The 18726-nt window shown below is 67.1% G+C and carries 8 protein-coding genes and 1 pseudogene; 5 read left to right on the top strand and 4 right to left on the bottom strand.

Features of this window, described 5'->3' with window-relative positions:
* Positions 1-1511: 1511 nt before the first annotated feature.
* Positions 1512-1670: pseudogene (locus J7520_RS14735) on the top strand (transposase); the annotation flags it as partial.
* A 52-nt stretch (positions 1671-1722) separates the two neighbouring features.
* Positions 1723-2313, top strand: coding sequence for a hypothetical protein (locus J7520_RS14740; RefSeq protein ID WP_291189590.1), 591 nt, complete (start codon positions 1723-1725; stop codon positions 2311-2313).
* A gap of 1354 nt (positions 2314-3667) precedes the next feature.
* Here the strand turns inward: J7520_RS14740 and J7520_RS14745 are convergent.
* Positions 3668-5845 carry a right-handed parallel beta-helix repeat-containing protein gene (locus J7520_RS14745; protein ID WP_291189592.1) on the bottom strand — a complete coding sequence of 726 codons (2178 nt, stop codon included), beginning with the start codon at positions 5843-5845 and terminating at the stop codon, positions 3668-3670.
* Positions 5846-5957: 112 nt separating this feature from the next.
* Here J7520_RS14745 and J7520_RS14750 point away from each other — a divergent pair, with 112 nt between their 5' ends.
* Positions 5958-7220, top strand: coding sequence for a flavohemoglobin expression-modulating QEGLA motif protein (locus tag J7520_RS14750; protein WP_291189594.1), 1263 nt, complete (start codon positions 5958-5960; stop codon positions 7218-7220).
* A gap of 259 nt (positions 7221-7479) precedes the next feature.
* The gene (locus tag J7520_RS14755; RefSeq protein ID WP_291189596.1) at positions 7480-8787 is read left to right on the top strand and encodes an amidohydrolase; all 1308 of its coding nucleotides are present in this window, start codon (positions 7480-7482) and stop codon (positions 8785-8787) included.
* Between the two features lie 153 nt (positions 8788-8940).
* Here J7520_RS14755 and J7520_RS14760 read toward each other — a convergent pair whose 3' ends face one another.
* Positions 8941-10725, bottom strand: coding sequence for a patatin-like phospholipase family protein (locus J7520_RS14760; RefSeq protein WP_291189598.1), 1785 nt, complete (start codon positions 10723-10725; stop codon positions 8941-8943).
* A gap of 228 nt (positions 10726-10953) precedes the next feature.
* Here J7520_RS14760 and J7520_RS14765 point away from each other — a divergent pair, with 228 nt between their 5' ends.
* Positions 10954-15075, top strand: a complete 4122-nt coding sequence (locus J7520_RS14765) for a choice-of-anchor Q domain-containing protein (protein ID WP_291189600.1) — start codon at positions 10954-10956, stop codon at positions 15073-15075.
* Positions 15076-15273: 198 nt separating this feature from the next.
* Here J7520_RS14765 and J7520_RS14770 read toward each other — a convergent pair whose 3' ends face one another.
* Together J7520_RS14770 and J7520_RS14775 are read right to left on the bottom strand one after the other, a co-directional pair.
* Entirely contained in the window at positions 15274-18087 is a 2814-nt protein-coding gene (locus J7520_RS14770; protein ID WP_291189603.1) for a serine/threonine-protein kinase, read from the bottom strand.
* A complete protein-coding gene (locus tag J7520_RS14775) occupies positions 18084-18644 on the bottom strand; it encodes an ECF-type sigma factor (RefSeq protein ID WP_291189605.1) in 561 nt (186 codons plus the stop codon). Before J7520_RS14775 ends, J7520_RS14770 begins: the two co-directional genes overlap by 4 nt.
* Between the last annotated feature and the right edge of the window lie 82 nt (positions 18645-18726).

Genomic DNA, 18726 nt, shown 5'->3' on the forward strand with positions numbered 1-18726 from the left:
CGGCAGGTGTTCGATCCGGCGACCAACACGGCGAAGTGGGCGTGGCGCTTCTCAGGCAATGCGTTCGGGGTGGATGGGCCCAACGAAAGCCCGGCAGGAGGGGCGGCGTATGCGCTGAACCTGCGGTTTCCGGGACAGCACTTCGACAGTGAAACAGGACTCAACTACAACTACTTTCGCGACTATGAGTCCACTGCTGGCCGCTATGTCCAAAGCGATCCAATTGGACTCCGAAGTGATCTAAATACATATAGATATGCATATTCCAATCCACTGATTGTATTTGACAGGAATGGATTGGAGTCTTGGTTCTGCAGGAGGCCTATGCGAGGGCTCTCGATCGTTCCGCATCACTACATTTGCGTTACTCGGCCGGATGGAACAAGCGAGTGCGGAGGGCAAGCACCAAAGCCTTCATGTGGGCTTATTGGTGGAATGGCTGGCTGTGAGGGGAGTGATAGCAATGAGAAATTCACCCCTTCTCAATGCACTTCGGTTGGAGATAACAGATGTCAAGATAGTTGCTTTGTTGAAGCGATGTCTCAGCCGAGGCCAAAATACGGAATAGGCCCTCAAGGCACTGATTGTCAAGAATGGGTCGATGAGATAAGAAGAGATTGTGCATTTAGATGCAATATGCCAGTTCCTCTTAATTAATCATGAAGATTGTATTTTGCAATAAGAAATATTTATTTCTATTGATTTATATCGTCGTCTGTATGTCAGTTTTCTCCATTGGGGAATTTTTCCCGAGCTTGCTAAGTGGTAGTGAGGCCCGTGATGGGATTAGAATTATTCTTGCCGTGGTGACATTTCCCTCTGGATGGCTAGGGGTGGTTTTGTGGGATACATTTGCGGCTCTGCTTGGTGTAAGAGGAGCTCCCTACGAGGTGATGGGGGCTTTTATAATTTCACTATTTGGTGGGATTCAATGGATTTTTATCCTACCGCATATATTAAATAAGTTTATAAGATTTTGGACGTCGAATGCTAGAATTTAATTGAGGAGAGCGTGATAGTCTTCAGGTTTGTAGTAACTAGGCATGCGTCGTGCAGTGTTTTTTGAGCTTCAGTGAAAATAAAGGATGTGTTTCTGCCCCGGGGGAATTGCGAGGCGAGAAATTGCATGGCCAATTTTTACGACGAGGACTGCAAGAAATGAATGGGGCGGCGAAGGTTGGTCTTTCTTTGCTCGTTGGATCTATTTTGGCTATTGCCGATAGAGCCCTAAGGGAAAAAATTCTATTTAATGCAGAGTGGCCAAATTTCGTCTTTGCAACAAACTTGACCGTGTTTATATATATAGCATCCGGTGTTGTTGGACTTGCCATGGTTGTGTACGGTCTCTTAGGGAATGATAGAGACTAGGCATGGCCATAGATAAGGCTTAAGAGTGTCTTCGAGTTCGATGATGATGCGCCGAGCGCGCAGCTGAGGAGCCGTAGCCTTCCCCAAGGAAGTCGTCGTTTAGGGGGAGAGCTTTTGGCAGGACTCTCTGCAGGAGGTTCTCCGTGCGCAAGAGTCGCTTCACCGAGTCACAGATCGTGTCGATCCTGAAGGAGGACGACGGCGGCATTCCGGTCAAGGATGTGACACGCAATCACGGCATCAGCGTGCCGGCGTATTACACGTGGAAGAGCCGTTACGGCGGCATGGACGTGGCGGAGCTCCCGTGTGCGCGAGCTGGAGACGGAGATAGGTAATAATATTCGAGATTGTTCCATGAAGATCGCTTCCGCCATGATTTGCAAGGAGCCTAGGCTTGTATCTGGACACATAGCCTTGTCCGCATATGATGGAATCTGGGAGCCGGTCGATTGTCTTCCTAAAGAGCTCAGGGCGTTCGTAACGGACGACCTGGGAAATGACGACGTCGAGTACGGTGGTTTTCTCCAAATTCTGCATTGGAAAGTATTTGAGATGCTTGCTGATCTTGGTCTGTATTGTTGCTTTCGAGCGGTTGAGGAGGAGGTGCTCTCTAGTCTGAACGTCAGTCCCCCTGTGGAGTTCTACCAGTCCATCACTGGATTTCTCGAACTCGCGGGATTCGATATTTTCACCGGAAACGGATGGAGATCCGCGGCGACAGACGGAATATTTCCGATTCGGCCTCTTGATGGCGAGGTGGGAAGTATTGACGGGATTATTACAAATAAATTCGGTCTAATTGAAATTGAAAATGATTGTTCGAGATTAATCTCGCTAAATGATGAGAAAATTCCAGCGTGGAGACCATGGCATCCAGTTGGTGTTCTTCTAGACAAATACTCTTTGGAGAGGATTTCAAGGCTCTATGGTGATCGAGGTGCATAGGGTTTCAGGGAGGCGGTATCTGCAGTTACGTGAGAGCTAAACTTCTCAATTGATCTAATCCAGTCGGATCAGTATTAGGCGTTTCCGGGCCGGCACTACGATTCCGAGGCTGGGCTCAATTGCAACCTGGTATGAGACTACGAGCCGAGAGCGGGATAATGCGCTTTAGTGTATACATGATGGTTGAAGGGCGAGCTTTCGACCCTGAGGCGTTCAATCACAATCTTCCTCAAAATCTTCGAGGCGAAGTCAGAGAGCGCAGCAGAATGCGCGTTCGCCCAGGAGGGGCCGAGCGGTTTTATTGGCAGTCAAAGCAAGTAGATACAGAACGGAATCCTGAAGACGCGCTTGCTGCGCTTCTCTCTGATCTCATCGTTCCGCTGAGAGGGATTGCTAGTGTCGATTCTGTGAAGATTTCAGCTCAGATCGTTACTCGGATAACCGAGCGCGACGACACGCGTGGATATTATGTTTCCCCCGACCTCATGAACATACTTGCTGGACTTCGCGCGGACTTGGACATCGACGTCGTTCACCACCTATAGCAACATCACTTTTCTCAGAGCTGCTTTCTTTCCGAAATTAGGGCGCGTGAGGCGGAAAGTCGTGTTGATTTTGAGCGTTTGGCAATGTATTTGTGTCGAGATTTCTGCTTTGATTAATTCGGAAAATATGCTAGGGTCTTGATCATTCAAGAGAATTTATGTACGTTATCTTATCGATGCTATCACTGGCGTCCAGCGCGATGGAGCCAGTGCAGTTGTCGGATATAGTTTCAAGGCTTGCGGGAGTCGGCGCTCGTGCGTGTGGGCTTACTCCTCTCGGAAGCGATGCCGTTGTGTCGATAGATTGTGCAAGGAAATCCCTTTCATCTGGGCATTCATTCTGGGTCGCAGTGCAGTTGCAGGGCGAGGATTCTTACGTCTGGCGTGCTGCCGCGCAGTCCAATGACGGAAAGCGATGGGTTGTGCAGTTTGACTCGGATATTGGCGGCGGGGCATCTCCTGCACCGAAGCCATTATTTGAAGTAATTCCGTGTGATTACATAAGAATTTCTTCACGAGATCGGACAGGTATTACATGTGTAACTGACTGGCGGGCCCGGTCTTCTCGCTAATTTGAAGGGCAAGAGTCTATCTCGCTGCTCCGCGACGAGCCTTCACCGGAAATAGGGTCAGAGTGCGTTCTCCAGCGTCGGCGACCGTTGCTTATCGCCACAATGAACTGCTTGGGTTCGTCGAGAAAGTAATGCGCACGGCACCGGTCTCGTTTGTATGCGCGATCGGTTTTTCCGCGCCCTTCCGCACGAGAAACCACCGACGACCCGCCTTGCACGGGCCGTCGGTGCGAAGTTCTACGGCGCCGATGTCCCCGTCGCACGCACCATGAACGCCCCCGGCAACACCACGTACTGCGGATTGTCGTTGCGCGTACCGAACGGGGCGGCGGCGAGGTCGTCGATCGTCGCGGCGATGTCGGGCGCATAGAAGAACCACGACTTGTCGCCGCTGGCGTCGCGGTCGACGCGGGCGGGCTTGTCCGCGCCGCCGTCGAGCTTGGCGCTGGCGCCGACGAAGAAGCCGCCGTGCACCCAGGTCGGCGGAATGTCGACGCTGAAGAACTCGTCGTTGAACACCTTCGGCGTGCCCTGCACGCTGGCGATCGCGTAGGCGTTGCGCGGATCGAAATCCTCGTCCGGGTCCTGCAGCAGCCAGAACGTGACCGGACCGTTCGCCAGCGAGGGGAAGGTCGGGCCGAACGCGATCGAGATCCTGGTGATGACCTCGCCGCCGGGCTGCGCCAGGTAGTAGTTGCCCCACAGCATGTCCGGATCGAAGCTGCTCGGCGGTCCCTGGTTGGTGTCGCCGTCTCCGTCGTCGTAGGCGTAGTCGAACGTGGCCGGTGCGGCGCCGTCGAAACCGTCCTTGAAGATCACGTCGTCATTCGGCGGTGGCTGCTGCCGTTCGAAGGCGCCGATGTCGGCCGCGGTGCCGGAGACGCGCGCGAAGTGTTCGCCGCGCTGGTCGAACTCCAGTCCGGCCGCGTTGTTGCCGGCGTCGACCGCCGGGCTGCCGGTGCCGAGCGCGTGCGTGCGGGTCGGGCCGCCGTTCCAGGCCAGCGGCAACAGCAGCGGATCGGCGTCGAGCGTGCCGTCGGGCAGCGTGATCGTCGCGCCGGCCTGCTGCACCAGCGAGTTCGCGCCGGTCACTTCCAGCGTCGCGTCGGTGTCGATGCCAGCGGCGAACGTGGCGCCGTCGCCGGCGCGGTTGCCGGCCACGATGGTGCTGCCGAGAGCCAGCGGTCCGGAGGCGTCATCGACGCCGTCGAGCAGGAACTGCACGCCGCCGCCGCCGAGCGCGGCCTCGTTGTCGGTGATGGTGGTGTTGTCCAGGGTCAGCGGCCGCGAACTGGCGATGCCGCCGCCTCGCCCGCCCGAGGCGTTGCCGGACAGCGTGCTGTTGGTGACGGTCAGCGAGGTCGTCGGATTGCTGCCGCCGGGTTCGCCGTAGATGCTGTAGATCGCCTTGAACACGCCGCCGCCGTCGCCGTCGGCGCGGTTGCCGTCGATCGTCGAGCCGCTGATCGTGGCGATGCCGCGCACGTAGACGCCGCCGCCGCGCGCCTGCTGGTCCGTGCCGGTCGCTTCGATCGAGTTGCCGGAGATCGTGCTGTTGGTCAGCGTCAAGTCGCCTTGCGCGTACAGCCCGCCGCCGACGCTGAAGTAGCCGTCGCGCACCGCGATCGGCGCGGTGGTCGTGCTGCCGCTGATCTTGCTGTTCACCAGGATGGTGTCGCCGGCGTAGGCGCCGCCGCCGGCGGCGGTGCTGTTGGCGCCGGTGCCGGTGGCGCTGGAGGAGGTGATCGTGCTGTCGTCCATGCGCAGGATGTTGACGTCGACCGCGCCGCCGAAGATCAGCTGGTAGGTACCGCTGGAATGGCAGTTGGTGACGTCGACGCGATTCAGGTGCAGCGCGCCGCCGAAACCCTGCACGCAGGCAGCGAGGCTGCCGGAATAGGTGCCGTTGGCGATGGTCAGGTCGTTCACGGTGAACGTGCCCTGGTCGCTCGAGAAGCCGCCGATCACGAACACCTGCGACTGGCCGCCGGCCTCGATCGTCAGCGCGCCGCGGCCCGGTCCCTGCAACGTCACGTCGTAGAGATGGTGATCGCCGAGCACGCTGGTGTCGATCGGGCCCTGCGTCAGGGTGATCGTGCTGCAGGTCAGCTGGCTGAGGTCGACCGTGTCGCCCTCGACCGCGTTGGCGAGCACGTTGCGCAAGGTGCCCGGATCGGCGTCGTCGGCGCAGCTGGTGACCGCCAGCGTGCCCGCGGGCCGCAACGGCGTGACCTGGCGCGGGGCGACGGCGAGCGGGAAGCCGGTCTTCGCGGTCTGGTGCTGCTGCAGCCGCAGCGCGTAGCGATCGGACGCGGCGTGCACGTCGTGCGCCGCCGTCGCGGCCAGCAGGACCGCGAGCGAAGCGGCCAGCGGCTTCAGTCGCGGAACGGAACGGAGCGTTCGAGTTTTCCTCATCATGGGTCCTCTTTGCTGGAAGTGCGCCTTCCCGAAGGCGGCGGTCGATCCTAGCAACTGGTCTGTTATCTTCCTGTCCGATAAGTCATGCGCAGCGCGAGGGGAATCCCGCTTGGCCACTCTGCCCACCCATGCGGAGTTCTACGGCGAACTCGACCAGCGTCTCGTCGCGGCGACGCGCGGCATCCGCCTGCTCGCCTCGGTGAGCTGGCCGGCCTCGGCCGAGAGGGAATTCATCACGGCGTGGAAGCGCGGACAGGCCCGGCTGCCGCAGATCGCCTATCCGGCCGGCGATTTCGTCGAGACGCGCGCGGCGCTGGCCGGGATCGCGCAAGCGGCCGATCCGGCGCATCCGCTCGGCGACTACATCCGCCGCACCGCCGACTCCTGGCGCGTCGCGACCGAACTGCTCGACGCGATGGGCACCCCGCGCATCACCGAGCACTCCGCCGCGCTGTACGGGCGGCCGGACGACCGCGTGCCGGGCGCGACGCTGACCAACGTCGACGCCGCGCGGCACTTCATCGAGATCGCCGACGAGTATTCGAGCGATGCGCCGCTGGAAGAGGTCTCCAGCGAGGTTCCGGCCGAGGTGCTGCAAGTCGATCTGCAACAGCGGCTCGACGCGTTCTTCGGCGCCGGCGTGGTCAAGGTCGAGACCGATCCCGAGCTGATCGCCAAGGCGGCGGCCGGCGCGACACGCATCCGCCTGCGCTCGGCCACCAGCTTCAGCGACTACGACCGCGATCAGCTGCTCAACCACGAGGCCTTCGTGCATTCGCTGACCGCGCTGAACGGGCGCGCGCAGCCGTACCTGAAATCGCTGGCGCGCTCCTCCCCGCGCATCACCGCGACGCAGGAAGGCCTGGCCGTGTTCGCCGAACTGATGTCCGGCTCGATCGACATCGCGCGCATGAAGCGCATCTCCCTGCGCATCCTCGGCATCGACATGGCGCTGCGCGGCGCCGACTTCATCGAGGTGTTCCGCTTCTTTCTCGGTGCGGGGCAGAACGAGGTCGACAGCTTCACCTCGGCGCAGCGCGTGTTCCGCGGCGCGCCGCTGACCGGCGGCGCCGCGTTCACCAAGGACGCGGTCTATCTGCACGGGCTGCTCTCGGTGCATACCTTCTTCCGCTGGGCGCTCAAGCACCAGCGCATGGCGCTGTGCCGCAACCTGTTCGCCGGCAAGCTCGCGCTGCGCGACGTGCTCGCGCTGGAGCCGTACTTCGACGACGGCACCATCGCGCCGCCGCACTGGCTGCCGCCGTGGGTGCAGCACGCGCACGGCCTCGCCGGCATGCTCGCGTTCTCGCTGTTCGCCAATCGCATCCGCGTCGATCGGGTGGAGGCGGAGGATCTGGTGTTGGGGTTGTGAGTCGAGTCCGCAGATGTGTGAATGGCGCGCTTGCGAACACCATCCCCTCCTAAATCCTCCCCTTGAAGGGGAGGACTTCAGAGCGAGCGCCTTGGGCGCTTCCCTCAAAGCGAGCGCCTCGGCCCTCCCCTCAAAGCGAGCGCTTCAGCCCTTCCCTTCAAGGGGAGGGTTGGGTGGGGATGGTGTTGATCGCCACCACCGCTTGCATCCCCCCGCCCGATGTTTTCCCATGCGCCTTTCCCCCGAACGGACGATCGCCATGCATCGACCCCTGATCGCCGCGGCTCTCGCGCTCGCCGGCACGGCCGCCGGCGCCGCCGACACCGCTGCGCAGCGCATCCAGCCGCTGCTGCCCGAGATCACCGCCTGGCGGCGCGACCTGCACGAGCATCCGGAGCTGTCCAACCGCGAGACGCGCACGTCGACATTCGTCGCCGCGGAATTGAAGAAGCTCGGCTACGACGTGCGCACCGGCATCGCCAAGACCGGCGTCGTCGGCGTGCTGAAGGGCGGCAAGCCGGGCCCTAAGCTGGCGATCCGCGCCGACATGGACGGCCTGCCGGTGACCGAGGAAGTCGACCTGCCGTTCGCCTCGAAGGCGAAAGGCGAATACCTCGGCAAGCAGGTCGGCGTGATGCACGCCTGCGGCCACGACGCGCACGTCGCGATGACGCTCGGTGTCGCCGCGGCGCTGGCGAAGCTGCGCAAGGATCTGCCGGGCGAGGTCATGCTGGTGTTCCAGCCGGCCGAGGAAGGCGCGCCGCCGGGCGAGGAAGGCGGCGCGACGCTGATGGTCAAGGACGGCGTGTTCAAGGACTTCAAGCCGGACGCCGTATTCGGCATGCACGTGGTCAGCGCGCTGCCGGTCGGCACGGTCGCGCTGCGCCCGGGCGGCGCGATGGCCAGTTCCGACACCTTCCGCATCACCGTGCGCGGGCGCCAGAGCCACGGCGCGACGCCGTGGAAGGGCATCGATCCGATCGTCACCGCGGCCGAGATCGTTACCGCCGCGCAGACCATCGTCAGCCGTCAGCTCGACATCAACAAGGAGCCGGCGGTGGTCACCTTCGGCATCTTCGACGGCGGCCAGCGCTTCAACATCGTGCCCGACAAGGCCGAGCTTCAAGGCACCGTGCGCGCCTTCGACGACGGCATGCGCCAGCAGGCGCTGGCGAGCCTGAAGAACATCGCCGAGCACGTCGCCGCCGCGCACGGCGCGACGGTGGAGACGCAGATCCCGCTGTCGGCCGACAGCAGCAATCCGGTCAACTACAACGATCCGGCGCTGACCGCGCGCGTGCGCGCCAGTCTCGAGACCGCGCTCGGCAAGGACCATGTGCAGGAGGCCCAGCGCTGGACCGCGTCGGAGGATTTCCCGCACCTCGGCCGCTCGATCGAGGTGCCGAGCGTGTATTTCTTTGTCGGGGCGACGCCGGCCGGGCAGGATCCCGCCACGGCGCCGTCGAACCATTCGCCGAAGTTCTTCCTCGACGAAGGCGCGCTGCCGGTCGGCAGCGCGGCGATGCTGCAGGCGGCGCTGGACTATCTCGGCTACGCGCCGGGTTGAGACGAGCCTGCCGGACGGGGATCCCGAACACTTTCGCGTGGCGTCATTTCGCCGAAAGCGGGAATCCACGGGCGGTCGATCGCGCTGGAGAAGAATCCGAACGGATCCCCGCTTCCGCGGGGATGACGGCCTGCGGGATTTCCGAGGTTCCCATCAAGCCGCCGACAAGCCGCGCGCGAACGCCTCCAGCCGCGGCAGCGCGTACTCGCAGCAGCGATCGACGATCGTATCGAGCTGCTTCCAGTCGAACAGGCCGACGCCGCTGACCGGCATGCGCAGATAGAGGTCTGCGCGCGCGGCGCGGGCGCGCACGCCGCTCTCGCTGGTCAGCACGGCGCTGGCGAACAGGATGTCGATCAGCGTGACCGGCGGGCGTACCGCCTGGTTCAGCAGCGCCTCCTGGTCCGGGCCTTCGATGCCGGGCGCGAGCAGGCTGCCGTCGGTGCTGACGTCGGAGGCGACGATCGGGCCGCGGCCGAGCTGCAGCATCACGTCGGTCGGCAGGCTGTTGGTGACGGCGCCGTCGACCAGCAGCTCACCGCGATAGGCGACCGGCGGCGAGAAGCCGGGCACCGACATGCTGGTGCCGACCCAGACCGCGAGCGGGCCGCTGTCGTGCACCATCGTGGTCGCGCGCGAGAGGTTCGTGCTGACCGCGAAGTACGGCAGGCGCAGTTCCTCGATGCGGCGCTCACCGAAGATCGCGCGCAGGTGCGCGAGGAACTTGCGTCCGCGGATCAGCGACACGCGCGGCAGCACGTAGTCGTTGAGATAGTTGTGCTCGATGAAGGTCTCGCGCGCGACGCGCTGCATCTCGTAGCTGTCCGCGCCGCAGGCACGCAGCGCGGCGAAGAACGCGCCCATGCTGGTGCCGCCGGCGAGGTCGACCGGAATGCGCAGTTGTTCCAGCGCGCGCATCAGGCCGATGTGCGCGAACGCACGCGCGCCGCCGCCGCCGAGCACCAGGCCGAGCCCGCGTCCGCTGAGCTGGCGCGCGACGCTGGCGTAGTCGGCGGTGCTGGTCGGTTCCGGCTGCGGGCGCACGAAGTAGTGCGCCCGCGCGCCGCCGAGCCGGCGCCAGCCCTGCACGTCGCCCGCGGCGGCGTCGTCGGCACGCAGGATCAGCAGCTCCACCGGCGTGCGCAGCGCGAGTTCGCGCAAGCGGGCGAGCAGCGCCGTGTCGCGCGCCGGTTCGGTGCTGTCGACCGCGATCAGGATGCGGTCGGCCTGGCGCAGGCAGCGTTCGGCCCAGACCGGATCGTCCTCGCGCGCGTACAGCAGCAAGGTATGGCCGGAATTCTCGATGCGGCCGATCCAGGCCATGCGCTGCGCGTCGAACTCGATCTCGCGCAGCGGCGCGTGCGCGGCGCCGGCGCCGAACACCGCGTCGATGGTGTTGGCGCCGATCAGCTCGATCGGCGCGCCCGATTCGCTCAGCGCGCTTTGCAGGCGCTGCGCCAGGGCGGCGACGTCGAGGCTGCCGCCGCCGATCAGCGCCAAGGTCTGCCCGCCGCGCGCGGTGTCCTTGACCGCCTCGCGCTGGTTGCGGCGCATGCGCTGCACGATCGTGCGCGTCAGCGCCAGCAGCGCCGCCGGATAGGTTTGCAGGAATTCGATCAGCGGCACCCGCGGCAGGCGCAGCAGCAGGCTGTCGCGCAGCGCCTGCACCTCGGCGGAGTGCGGTTCGCCGGAGAGCAGGCTGATCTCGCCGGCCGGCTCCAGCCGGCCGATGTCGCCGGCGATGCTGCCGTCCGGCAGGCGCGCGCGCAGCCGGCCGAGCGCGACCAGGTACAGGTGCTCGGCTGGCTGGCCGACGCCGAACAGAGTATCGCCGCCGCGCAGCTCCAGCGGTTCGCACAGCGCCGCCAGCTGTTGCAGCGCCTGCGGCGGCAGGCCCGCGAACAGACGGCATTGGGCAAGGATGGCACCGGCGTCCATTCGCGCTCCGCGTCGTGTCGCGGCGACGGCGCCGGAGTCCGGCGCTTGCCGCGTTGCGTTGCAGATTCGGTCTCGCGGCGGCGGGTTTCAAGGGGTGGCGTGCGCCGGCCGCTCGCGATGGCGCGAACGCGATGATCCTCGGCGCCGCCGTCCTGCGCGTTACGGGATGACCGAGGGCTCCGGTCCGGAGCCTTCGGCGCAACACCCGTATCGATCGCAGGGGAAGACATGAATACCGTCGCAACCATCCTTTGGCGCTGTGGCGCCGCCGCAGCGGCACTCGCGTGGAGCGCTTCCGCGCAGGCGGCCTGTCACGTCAAGGCCGACGCGGCCGGCGCGAACAGCGGCGCCAACTGGGCCGACGCCTACGTCGACCTGCAATCGGCGCTGCGCAATGCAGCGTGCGCCGAGGTCTGGGTCGCCGCCGGCATCTACGTGCCGGGCACCGCGCGCGGCGACAGTTTCGCGGTGCGTCCCGGCAGCGCCGTCTACGGCGGCTTCGTCGGCAGCGAGACCGCGCGCACGCAGGCCGATCCGCGCGCGCAAGCGACCGTGCTGTCCGGCGACATCGGCACGCCCGGCGACGCCGCCGACAACAGCTACCACGTGGTGAAGCTGGACGGCACGACCAGCGCCGGACCGATCACCGCGACCACCGTGCTCGACGGCTTCACCATCCAGGGCGGCAACGCCAATGCGGGGTTTCCCGACAGCATGGGCGCGGGCCTGTACTGCACGGGCGCGGCGAGCGGCCGCCGCTGCGATCCGACGCTCGCGCGCCTGCGCTTTCTCGCCAACGCGGCGACCTACGGCGGCGCGCTCGCGCTGCGCGCCGACGGGGCAGGCAGCGCCAGTCCGGCGCTCTTCGACGTCGTGTTCGACGGCAACCGCGCGGCCCGGCTCGGCGGCGCCGTCTACGTCTGGGCGGAACTGAACGGCGTCGCCAGTCCGCGCATCGAGCGCGCGACGTTCAGCGGCAACCAGGCCGACCAGGGCGGCGCGATCTACAACACCAGCGGCAACCAGGGCGGCACCGCCAACGCGACGATCCTCAACGCGACGTTCCAGGGCAACGACGCCAGCATCGGCACCAGCATCGGCAACGGCGGCGCGATCTACAACGCCGGCGTCGGCGGCACCTCCGTGATGACGCTGACCAACGTGACCTTCAGCGGCAACACCGCCAGCGGCACCAACCATTTCGGCGGCGCGATGGTCAACCAGGGGACGGGCGCCAAGCCGGTCGTCACCAATGCGATCTTCCACGGCGACGTGGCGCCCAGCTTCCCGGAGATCATGAACATCAACGGCGCGCAGCCGCGGTTCTCGCACAGCGTGGTCGCCGGTTCCGGCGGCAGCGCGGCATGGAACGCCGCCTTCGGCACCGACGACGGCGGCAATCTCGACGTCGACCCGCAGCTCGGCGCGCTCGCCGACCACGGCGGCTTCGGCCGCACGATGCTGCCGGCGGACGACAGCCCGGCGATCGACGCCGGCGACACCGCGGCTTGCCCCGCCGTCGACCAGCGCGGCGTGCCGCGCCCGCAAGGCGCGGGCTGCGACATTGGCGCGGTCGAGATCGTGCCGCCGCACGTGTGCTACGTGAACCGGTTCGCCGGCGGCGCGGGCAGCGGCCTCGATTGGGCGAACGCCTACGTCGACCTGCAATCGGCCCTCGGCGAACCGGCCTGCAGCGAAGTGTGGGTCGCGCGCGGCGTGTATCGACCGACGACCGGCACGGACCGCTCGATCAGCTTCCGGATTCGTCCCGGCCTGGCCGTGTACGGCGGCTTCGCCGGCGGCGAGACCGCGCGCGAGCAGGCCGCTCCCGGTGCGAACCGCACGGTGCTGTCGGGCGACATCGACGGCAACGACACGGTCGACGCGAACGGCGTGGTGCGCGATGCCGACCAGATCGTCGGCGGCAACACCTACAACGTCGTGATCATGGACGGCACCACGGCCGCAGGTCCGATCGGGGCCGACACCGTGCTCGACGGCTTCGCGATCACCGCCGGCACCGGCTGGCAGTTCCCGATCTACAACGGCTCGGTTGCCGGCGGCCTGTACTGCAACGGTATCGGGCACGACGACGGACACGCCTGCAGTCCGACCCTGACGCGGCTGTGGTTCAGCGGCAACCGCGCGGATTGGGGCGCCGCCTTGCTCGCGGACGGCAGCAACGGCACCGGTGGCACCGGCGGCGCCGCAGCACTGGTCCTGAGCCGCAGCACGTTCAGCGGCAACCGCAGCCAGTACGGCGGCGGCGCGGCTTATCTCGCGCGCGGCGCCGTGCGCATGGCGCAGGTGACCTTCGCCGGGAATCGCACCACCAGCGGCGCTGCCGGAGCGATCCGGCTGGACGGCGGCAGCATCGAGCTGGATCAGGTGACCTTCAACGGCAATACGACGTCCAGCTTCGGCGGCGCGATGTACGCCAGCTCAGCCGCGATGAGCCTGCGCCACGTGATTGCGTGGGGCGACAGCGGCGGCATCCAGCCGGAGATCTTCTACAGCGCAGGCAGCCTTTCGCTGTCCGACAGCCTCGTGCAAGGCGGTTGCCCGGTCGGCGCCACGTGCAGCGGTGTCGTCGCCAGCGATCCGCAGCTCGGCCCGCTGCAAGACAACGGCGGCGCCGCGCCGACTCTGCTGCCCGGCGTGGGCGGCGCGGCGCTCGACCGCGGCGACCCGGCTGCCTGCGGCATCGCGCCGTACGACGCCGACCAGCGCGGTGTCGCGCGCCCGCAAGGCCCGGCCTGCGACCTCGGCGCGGTCGAGCTGCGCCAGACGCAGCTCGCGGTCGGCGTGGCCGGCCCCGGTTCGGTCACGGCCGATGCCGCGGCCGGCGCGGCGCCGGCCAGCGGCGGCATCGCCGACTGCGCCGAGAACGGCGGCGACTGCGTCGCGGGCTACGCGGCCGAGTCCGCCGCCGCGACCGTCGTGCTGAACCTGGAACCCGCGCCGCGCGCGCATCTCGCTCTCGTCACCGACACCTGCGGCGCGAACGGTGCGCCGGCCGGCGTGCTGGACGGCAACGACTACACCATCGCTCCGCTCGATGCGGACTGCGTCGTCGTGGCGGAATTCGCGCTCGACGTCCATCACGTCGGCGGCACGCTCGGCGGTCTCGCCGGCAGCGGCTTGTCGCTGCAGATCAACGGCGGCGAAACGGTCGCCCCGGGGAACGCGGATACGACGTTCCAGTTCCCGACCGCGCTGCCGTGGGGCACGCACTACGACGTCGTCGTGCTGACCCAGCCGACGCAGCCGTGGCAGACCTGCGCGGTCACCGGCGGCAGCGGCGAGGTCGGCGATGCGGATGTCACCGACGTCGCCGTCACCTGCACGACGAACGCGTACTCGGTCGGCGGCGTCGTCGACGGACTCGCCGGCGACGGCCTGGTGCTGCGGCTCAACGGCGAGGAAACGCTGCCGATCGCCGCCGACGGCGCGTTCGCGTTCGCCGGCTTGCTGGCGAGCGGCAGCGCCTACGCGGTCACCGTCGAGCAATCGCCGTCAGGACAGTCCTGCACGCTCGAGCACGCAAGCGGCACGGTCGACGGCGCGGACGTCGCCGACGTCGCCGTGCATTGCGCCATGCTGCCGGCGCGGCTCGTGCTGACGATCGACGACGGCCGCGCGTTCGCGCGCTACGGGCAGGTCGTCGACTACACGGTCACGCTGCGCAACGACGGCTTCAGCACCGCCGCCGCGGTATCGCTCGACGCCGCGCTGTCGCCGGCGTTCGATGCTCCGTATGCGTCGTGGCAATGCTTCGGCGGCGAAGCCGGCGCGGCGTGCACGGCGAGCGGCGCAGGGCCGCTGCACGATCGGGCGACGCTGCCGCCGGGGCGCAGCCTGACCTGGCGCGTCAGCGTGCCGGTGCGCTTCGACAGCGGCGAATCCACGGCCACGTTCGCGCTCGCGCTCGGCGGCGCCGAAGCGCAGGAGGTGTCGGACACGAACATGCTGGTGCTGCTGCGCGACGGCTTCGACGTGCCTTACGGCGCGGGCACGCATCTGGTCGGCGAGGCGGCCGAGGCGGTGCTCGACGGCGAGTCGATCCGCAGCTTCGCGCTGCCGCCGCCGAGCGGGGAACGGCTCGACGACGTCGTGATCGTGCGCGGCAAGTCCGGCGAGCTGCGCGTGCAGCGCACGCCGCTCGACGCGACGACCTCGCTGCTGCGCCTGCTGCATCGCGATGCGCGGGGTCGCGAGCGCGTCACCTCGTGGATCGTCTCTGCCGACGGCGCCGCCTGCGCGCTCGCACACATGCGCACGCAGGGCGTGGACGCCTGGCTGCTCGAAACCGCGCAGGCGAGCGCGACCCTGCAGCGCGACGATGGGTAGGGGGGTGCCGCCCCGCAGCGGCGCGACCGCTGCGGGGCGGATTTTTCTCCACGCGAGAGCGCGGCGACGGTGGCGGCGTCTGCAAGAATGGTTTCTCGCAGAGACGCAGAGAACGCAGAGAAAGACGAAAAAGAAGAACGGATTTTTCTCTGCGTACTCTGCGTCTCCGCGAGCAATTCTTCTTCGCCTTGTTTTCCTTCAGCGCCGCACAGGCAGCAGGCGCCGGAACGCCGAGTCCGCCGGATAGGCGCGTTCGAGCCGTTCGCCGAACTCGCGCTGCAGCGCCTCGGCGCGATCGTGCTCGCCGGCGGCGCGCAGCGCGTTCGCATACGCCAGCGCGTAGCGCGCGGTGCGCGGATGCTGGGCACCGACGTCGTGCAAGGTCAGTTCGTAGGCGGTCTGTTCGAAGCGCAGCGCGTCGGCCGCGTTTCCGCGCGCGCGCTGGATCGCCGCGCGCGTGGCGGCGGCGCGCGCATGCATTTCCGATTCGATGCGGCCTCCGACCGCCTCGACCTGGTCGAGCAGGGATTCCGCCTCCGGATACTGCTGATGCGCCACGTGCCAGCGCGCGAGCGGCAGGCGCGCATAGGCCAGTCCGACGGCGTCCTCGTGCGGCGTGCTGCGCGCAGCGACGACCGCTTCCAGCAGCGTGCGCGCCTCGGCATCGGCCCGGCCCGACTCGATCAAGGCCATCGCCAGGTCCACGCGCAGCACGGGCAGGCGATCGTTGTCTTTCCCGCCCACGGCCGCCTCGTAGAGGGTCAGCGCCTTGCGCAGCGACAGCACGGCGGCGTCGAACTCGCCGAGCAGGTACTTCAACCAGCCGGCATTGAACATCGCCAGCGCGTACTGCGTGCTCTGCGCGCCGTTGCGGCGCAGGATCACCGGCGTTCCCTCGTCCAGCGCGGCGGCGGCTTCGTCGAACAGGCCGCGCTCGGCCAGCGTCTCGGCGGAGGTGACGAGGTCCATCGCGAACGCGGCGCTGTCCGGACCGAACAGTTCGCGCGTGAGCGCGACGCGCTCGCGATTGGTCGCCATGCCCATGATGTAGTCGCCGCGGTAGAACAGCACGTTCTCGTACTGCCTGAGCGCGAGGCGGTAGTCGTTCGTGCGCGTCGCGCCCGCGCCGGCGTACAACGACAGGGCGCGCTCGCAGAACGGCAGCGCCTCGGCCTGCTTGCCGCTGCTGGACGTGACGCCGCAAATGTCGAGCAGGCTCTGCGCGATCGCCAATGGGGAGTCGTGCGTGGCTTCGCGCATGGCCAGCGCCTGCCGCGCCGCGGTCATCGCCTGCGGCCCTTTGCCGGCGGCGTCGAGCGCCTGCGCGAGCGTGCCGTAGGCGTCGGCCAGCAGCGGCGTAGCGCCGTCGGCGTGCGCCAGGACCAGGTCGAGCGCGCGCTGCGCGGCATGTTCGGCTTCGTCGGACGAACCTCTCACCGCCAGGATGCCGCGGGCCTTCGCCCGCAGGCTGCGCGCGGCCGCCAGCGGGTCGGCGACGGCCGGGTCGAGCGCGAGCTGCGCCGCTTCCTCGAGCAGCGGGGCGCCGGCGTTGCCTTCGTTGATGCCGCGATAGGCATTGCCGAGCGCGTCGAGCAGGCGCGCGCGCACGCGTGGCTGGCCGGCGAGTTCCTCGTTGACGCGCGCGCGGCCCTGATCGAGCACCTCCCTCGCGCTGAAATCGTGCCGGCCGGACCGGGTCGGATCGGACAGGGCGAAGGTCGAGATCAGGAATTCGGTCACCCGATCGGAGACCGCGGCCTGCATGCGCGCCTCGCGTTCGGCAAGCCAGGTGCGCCAGGTGAAGCCGCTGGCCAGCGCGACGAACAAGGCCGCCGCGGCGAGCGGCCAGCGGTTGCGCTGCACGAAGCGTTGCGCGCGATACATCCACTCGCCGCGGCGCGCGAGCACCGGGCGCGCGTCGAGGAAGCGCTGCAGGTCCTCGGCGAACTCGCGCACCGAGGCGTAGCGCTGAACGGGCTCGCGGCGCAGCGCCTTCAGCACGATCGCGTCGACGTCGGCCGGGATGCGCCGCGCGCCGGCGCGCGGCGCGGGCGCGTGCGGCGCCGCTTCGGCGACGCGCTGGAGCTGCTGGCTCGGCGGCGCGATCTCGCCGGAGACGATCGCGTTCGAGCGCGCGTGGTCGGAAGCGAGATGCTCGAACGGCCGCACGCCGGCGACCAGCTCGTACAGCACCACGCCGAGCGAGTAGACGTCGGTGGCGGTGCCGAGCGCTGCGCCTTCGACCTGTTCCGGGCTGGCGTAGGCCAAGGTCATCGCGCGTGTCGCCAGCGTCGCGGTGGCGTCGGCGTCGATCAGCCGCGCGATGCCGAAGTCGAGCAGCTTCGGCTCGCCGTCGGCGCCGACCAGGATGTTGGCCGGCTTGAGGTCGCGATGGATGACCAGGCGCTCGTGCGCATGGGACACCGCGGCGCAGACCTTCAGGAACAAGCCGATGCGCGCGCGCAGGTCGAGTCCGCGCGTGCCGCACCAGCGGTCGATGCGCTCGCCGTCGACGTACTCCATCGCCAGGAACGGTTCGCCGTCGGCGTCGTCGCCGGCGTCGACGAGGTGCGCGATGTTGGGATGGTTGAGCGAGGCGAGGATGCGCTGCTCCTCGAGGAAGCGTGCCTGCTGCGAGGTCGCGCCGGCGCGCAGGCGCTTCAGCGCGACGCGCTGCACGGCGCTGCCGAGGCGGCGCTCGGCCAGCCACACCGCGCCCATGCCGCCTTCGCCGATGCGTTCGAGCAGACGATAGCTGCCCGGCGTGCCGGACTGGATGCGCAGGTCGGCGGCGAAGCGGCCGGCGACTTCGGCGACGCGCTGGTCGAGGCCGTCGTCGGGCGCGATGTCCTCGGCGGTGCGGATCAGCCATTCGGTTTCGCGGCGCAGCGCCGTGTCGCCGCCGCAGAGCACATCCAGCCGTGCCGCACGTTCCGCGTCCGGCAGTTCCAGCACCCCATGCGCGATCGTCAGGGCCTGCGCGTAGCGTCGGTCCTCGGCGGACGCGCTCAAGCGAGCTCCCGCTGCAGCCAGGCGCGCGCCATGCGCCAGTCGCGCACGACGGTGGGGCGGGCGACGTCGAGCAGATCGGCGATCTGTTCCAGTTCGAGACCGGCGAAGAACTTCATGTCGACCACCTTCGCCTGTCGCGGACTGACCGTGGCGAGGCGGTCGAGCAGCAGGTCGAGGCCGATCAGGTCGACGCCGGCGGCGCCTTCGAGGTCGATCTCCTCGATCGACACGCGCTCTTCCGAGGTCGGGCGCTTCTTCGCCAGATGCCGGCGCGCGTGGTCGACCAGCACGCGCCGCATCGCGCGCGCGGCGATCGCGGCGAAGTGCGCACGATTCTCGAACCGCGTGTCGCCGTGGCCGATCAGGCGTGCGAAGGCCTCGTTGACCAGCGCGGTCGTCTGCAAGGTGTGCCCGGCGCGCTCGCGCGCCAGTTCGCGCGAGGCGATCGACTTCAGTTCCTCGTAGACCAGAGGGGTCAGGCGGTCGAGCGCGGCGTCGTCGCCCTGCGACCAGCGCAGGAGCAGGCGCGTCACGTCGCTGTCGGCGGAGGCGGTCATCGAGGTTCCCTGTTCCGCCGCGAGCATAGCAAGGTTTGCCGCGCGATCCGGCATGGCTACACTGCCGCGTCGAGAGGGAGGA

The sequence above is a fragment of the Dokdonella sp. genome, from assembly GCF_017744955.1.
In the GTDB taxonomy this organism is placed as follows: domain Bacteria; phylum Pseudomonadota; class Gammaproteobacteria; order Xanthomonadales; family Rhodanobacteraceae; genus Dokdonella_A.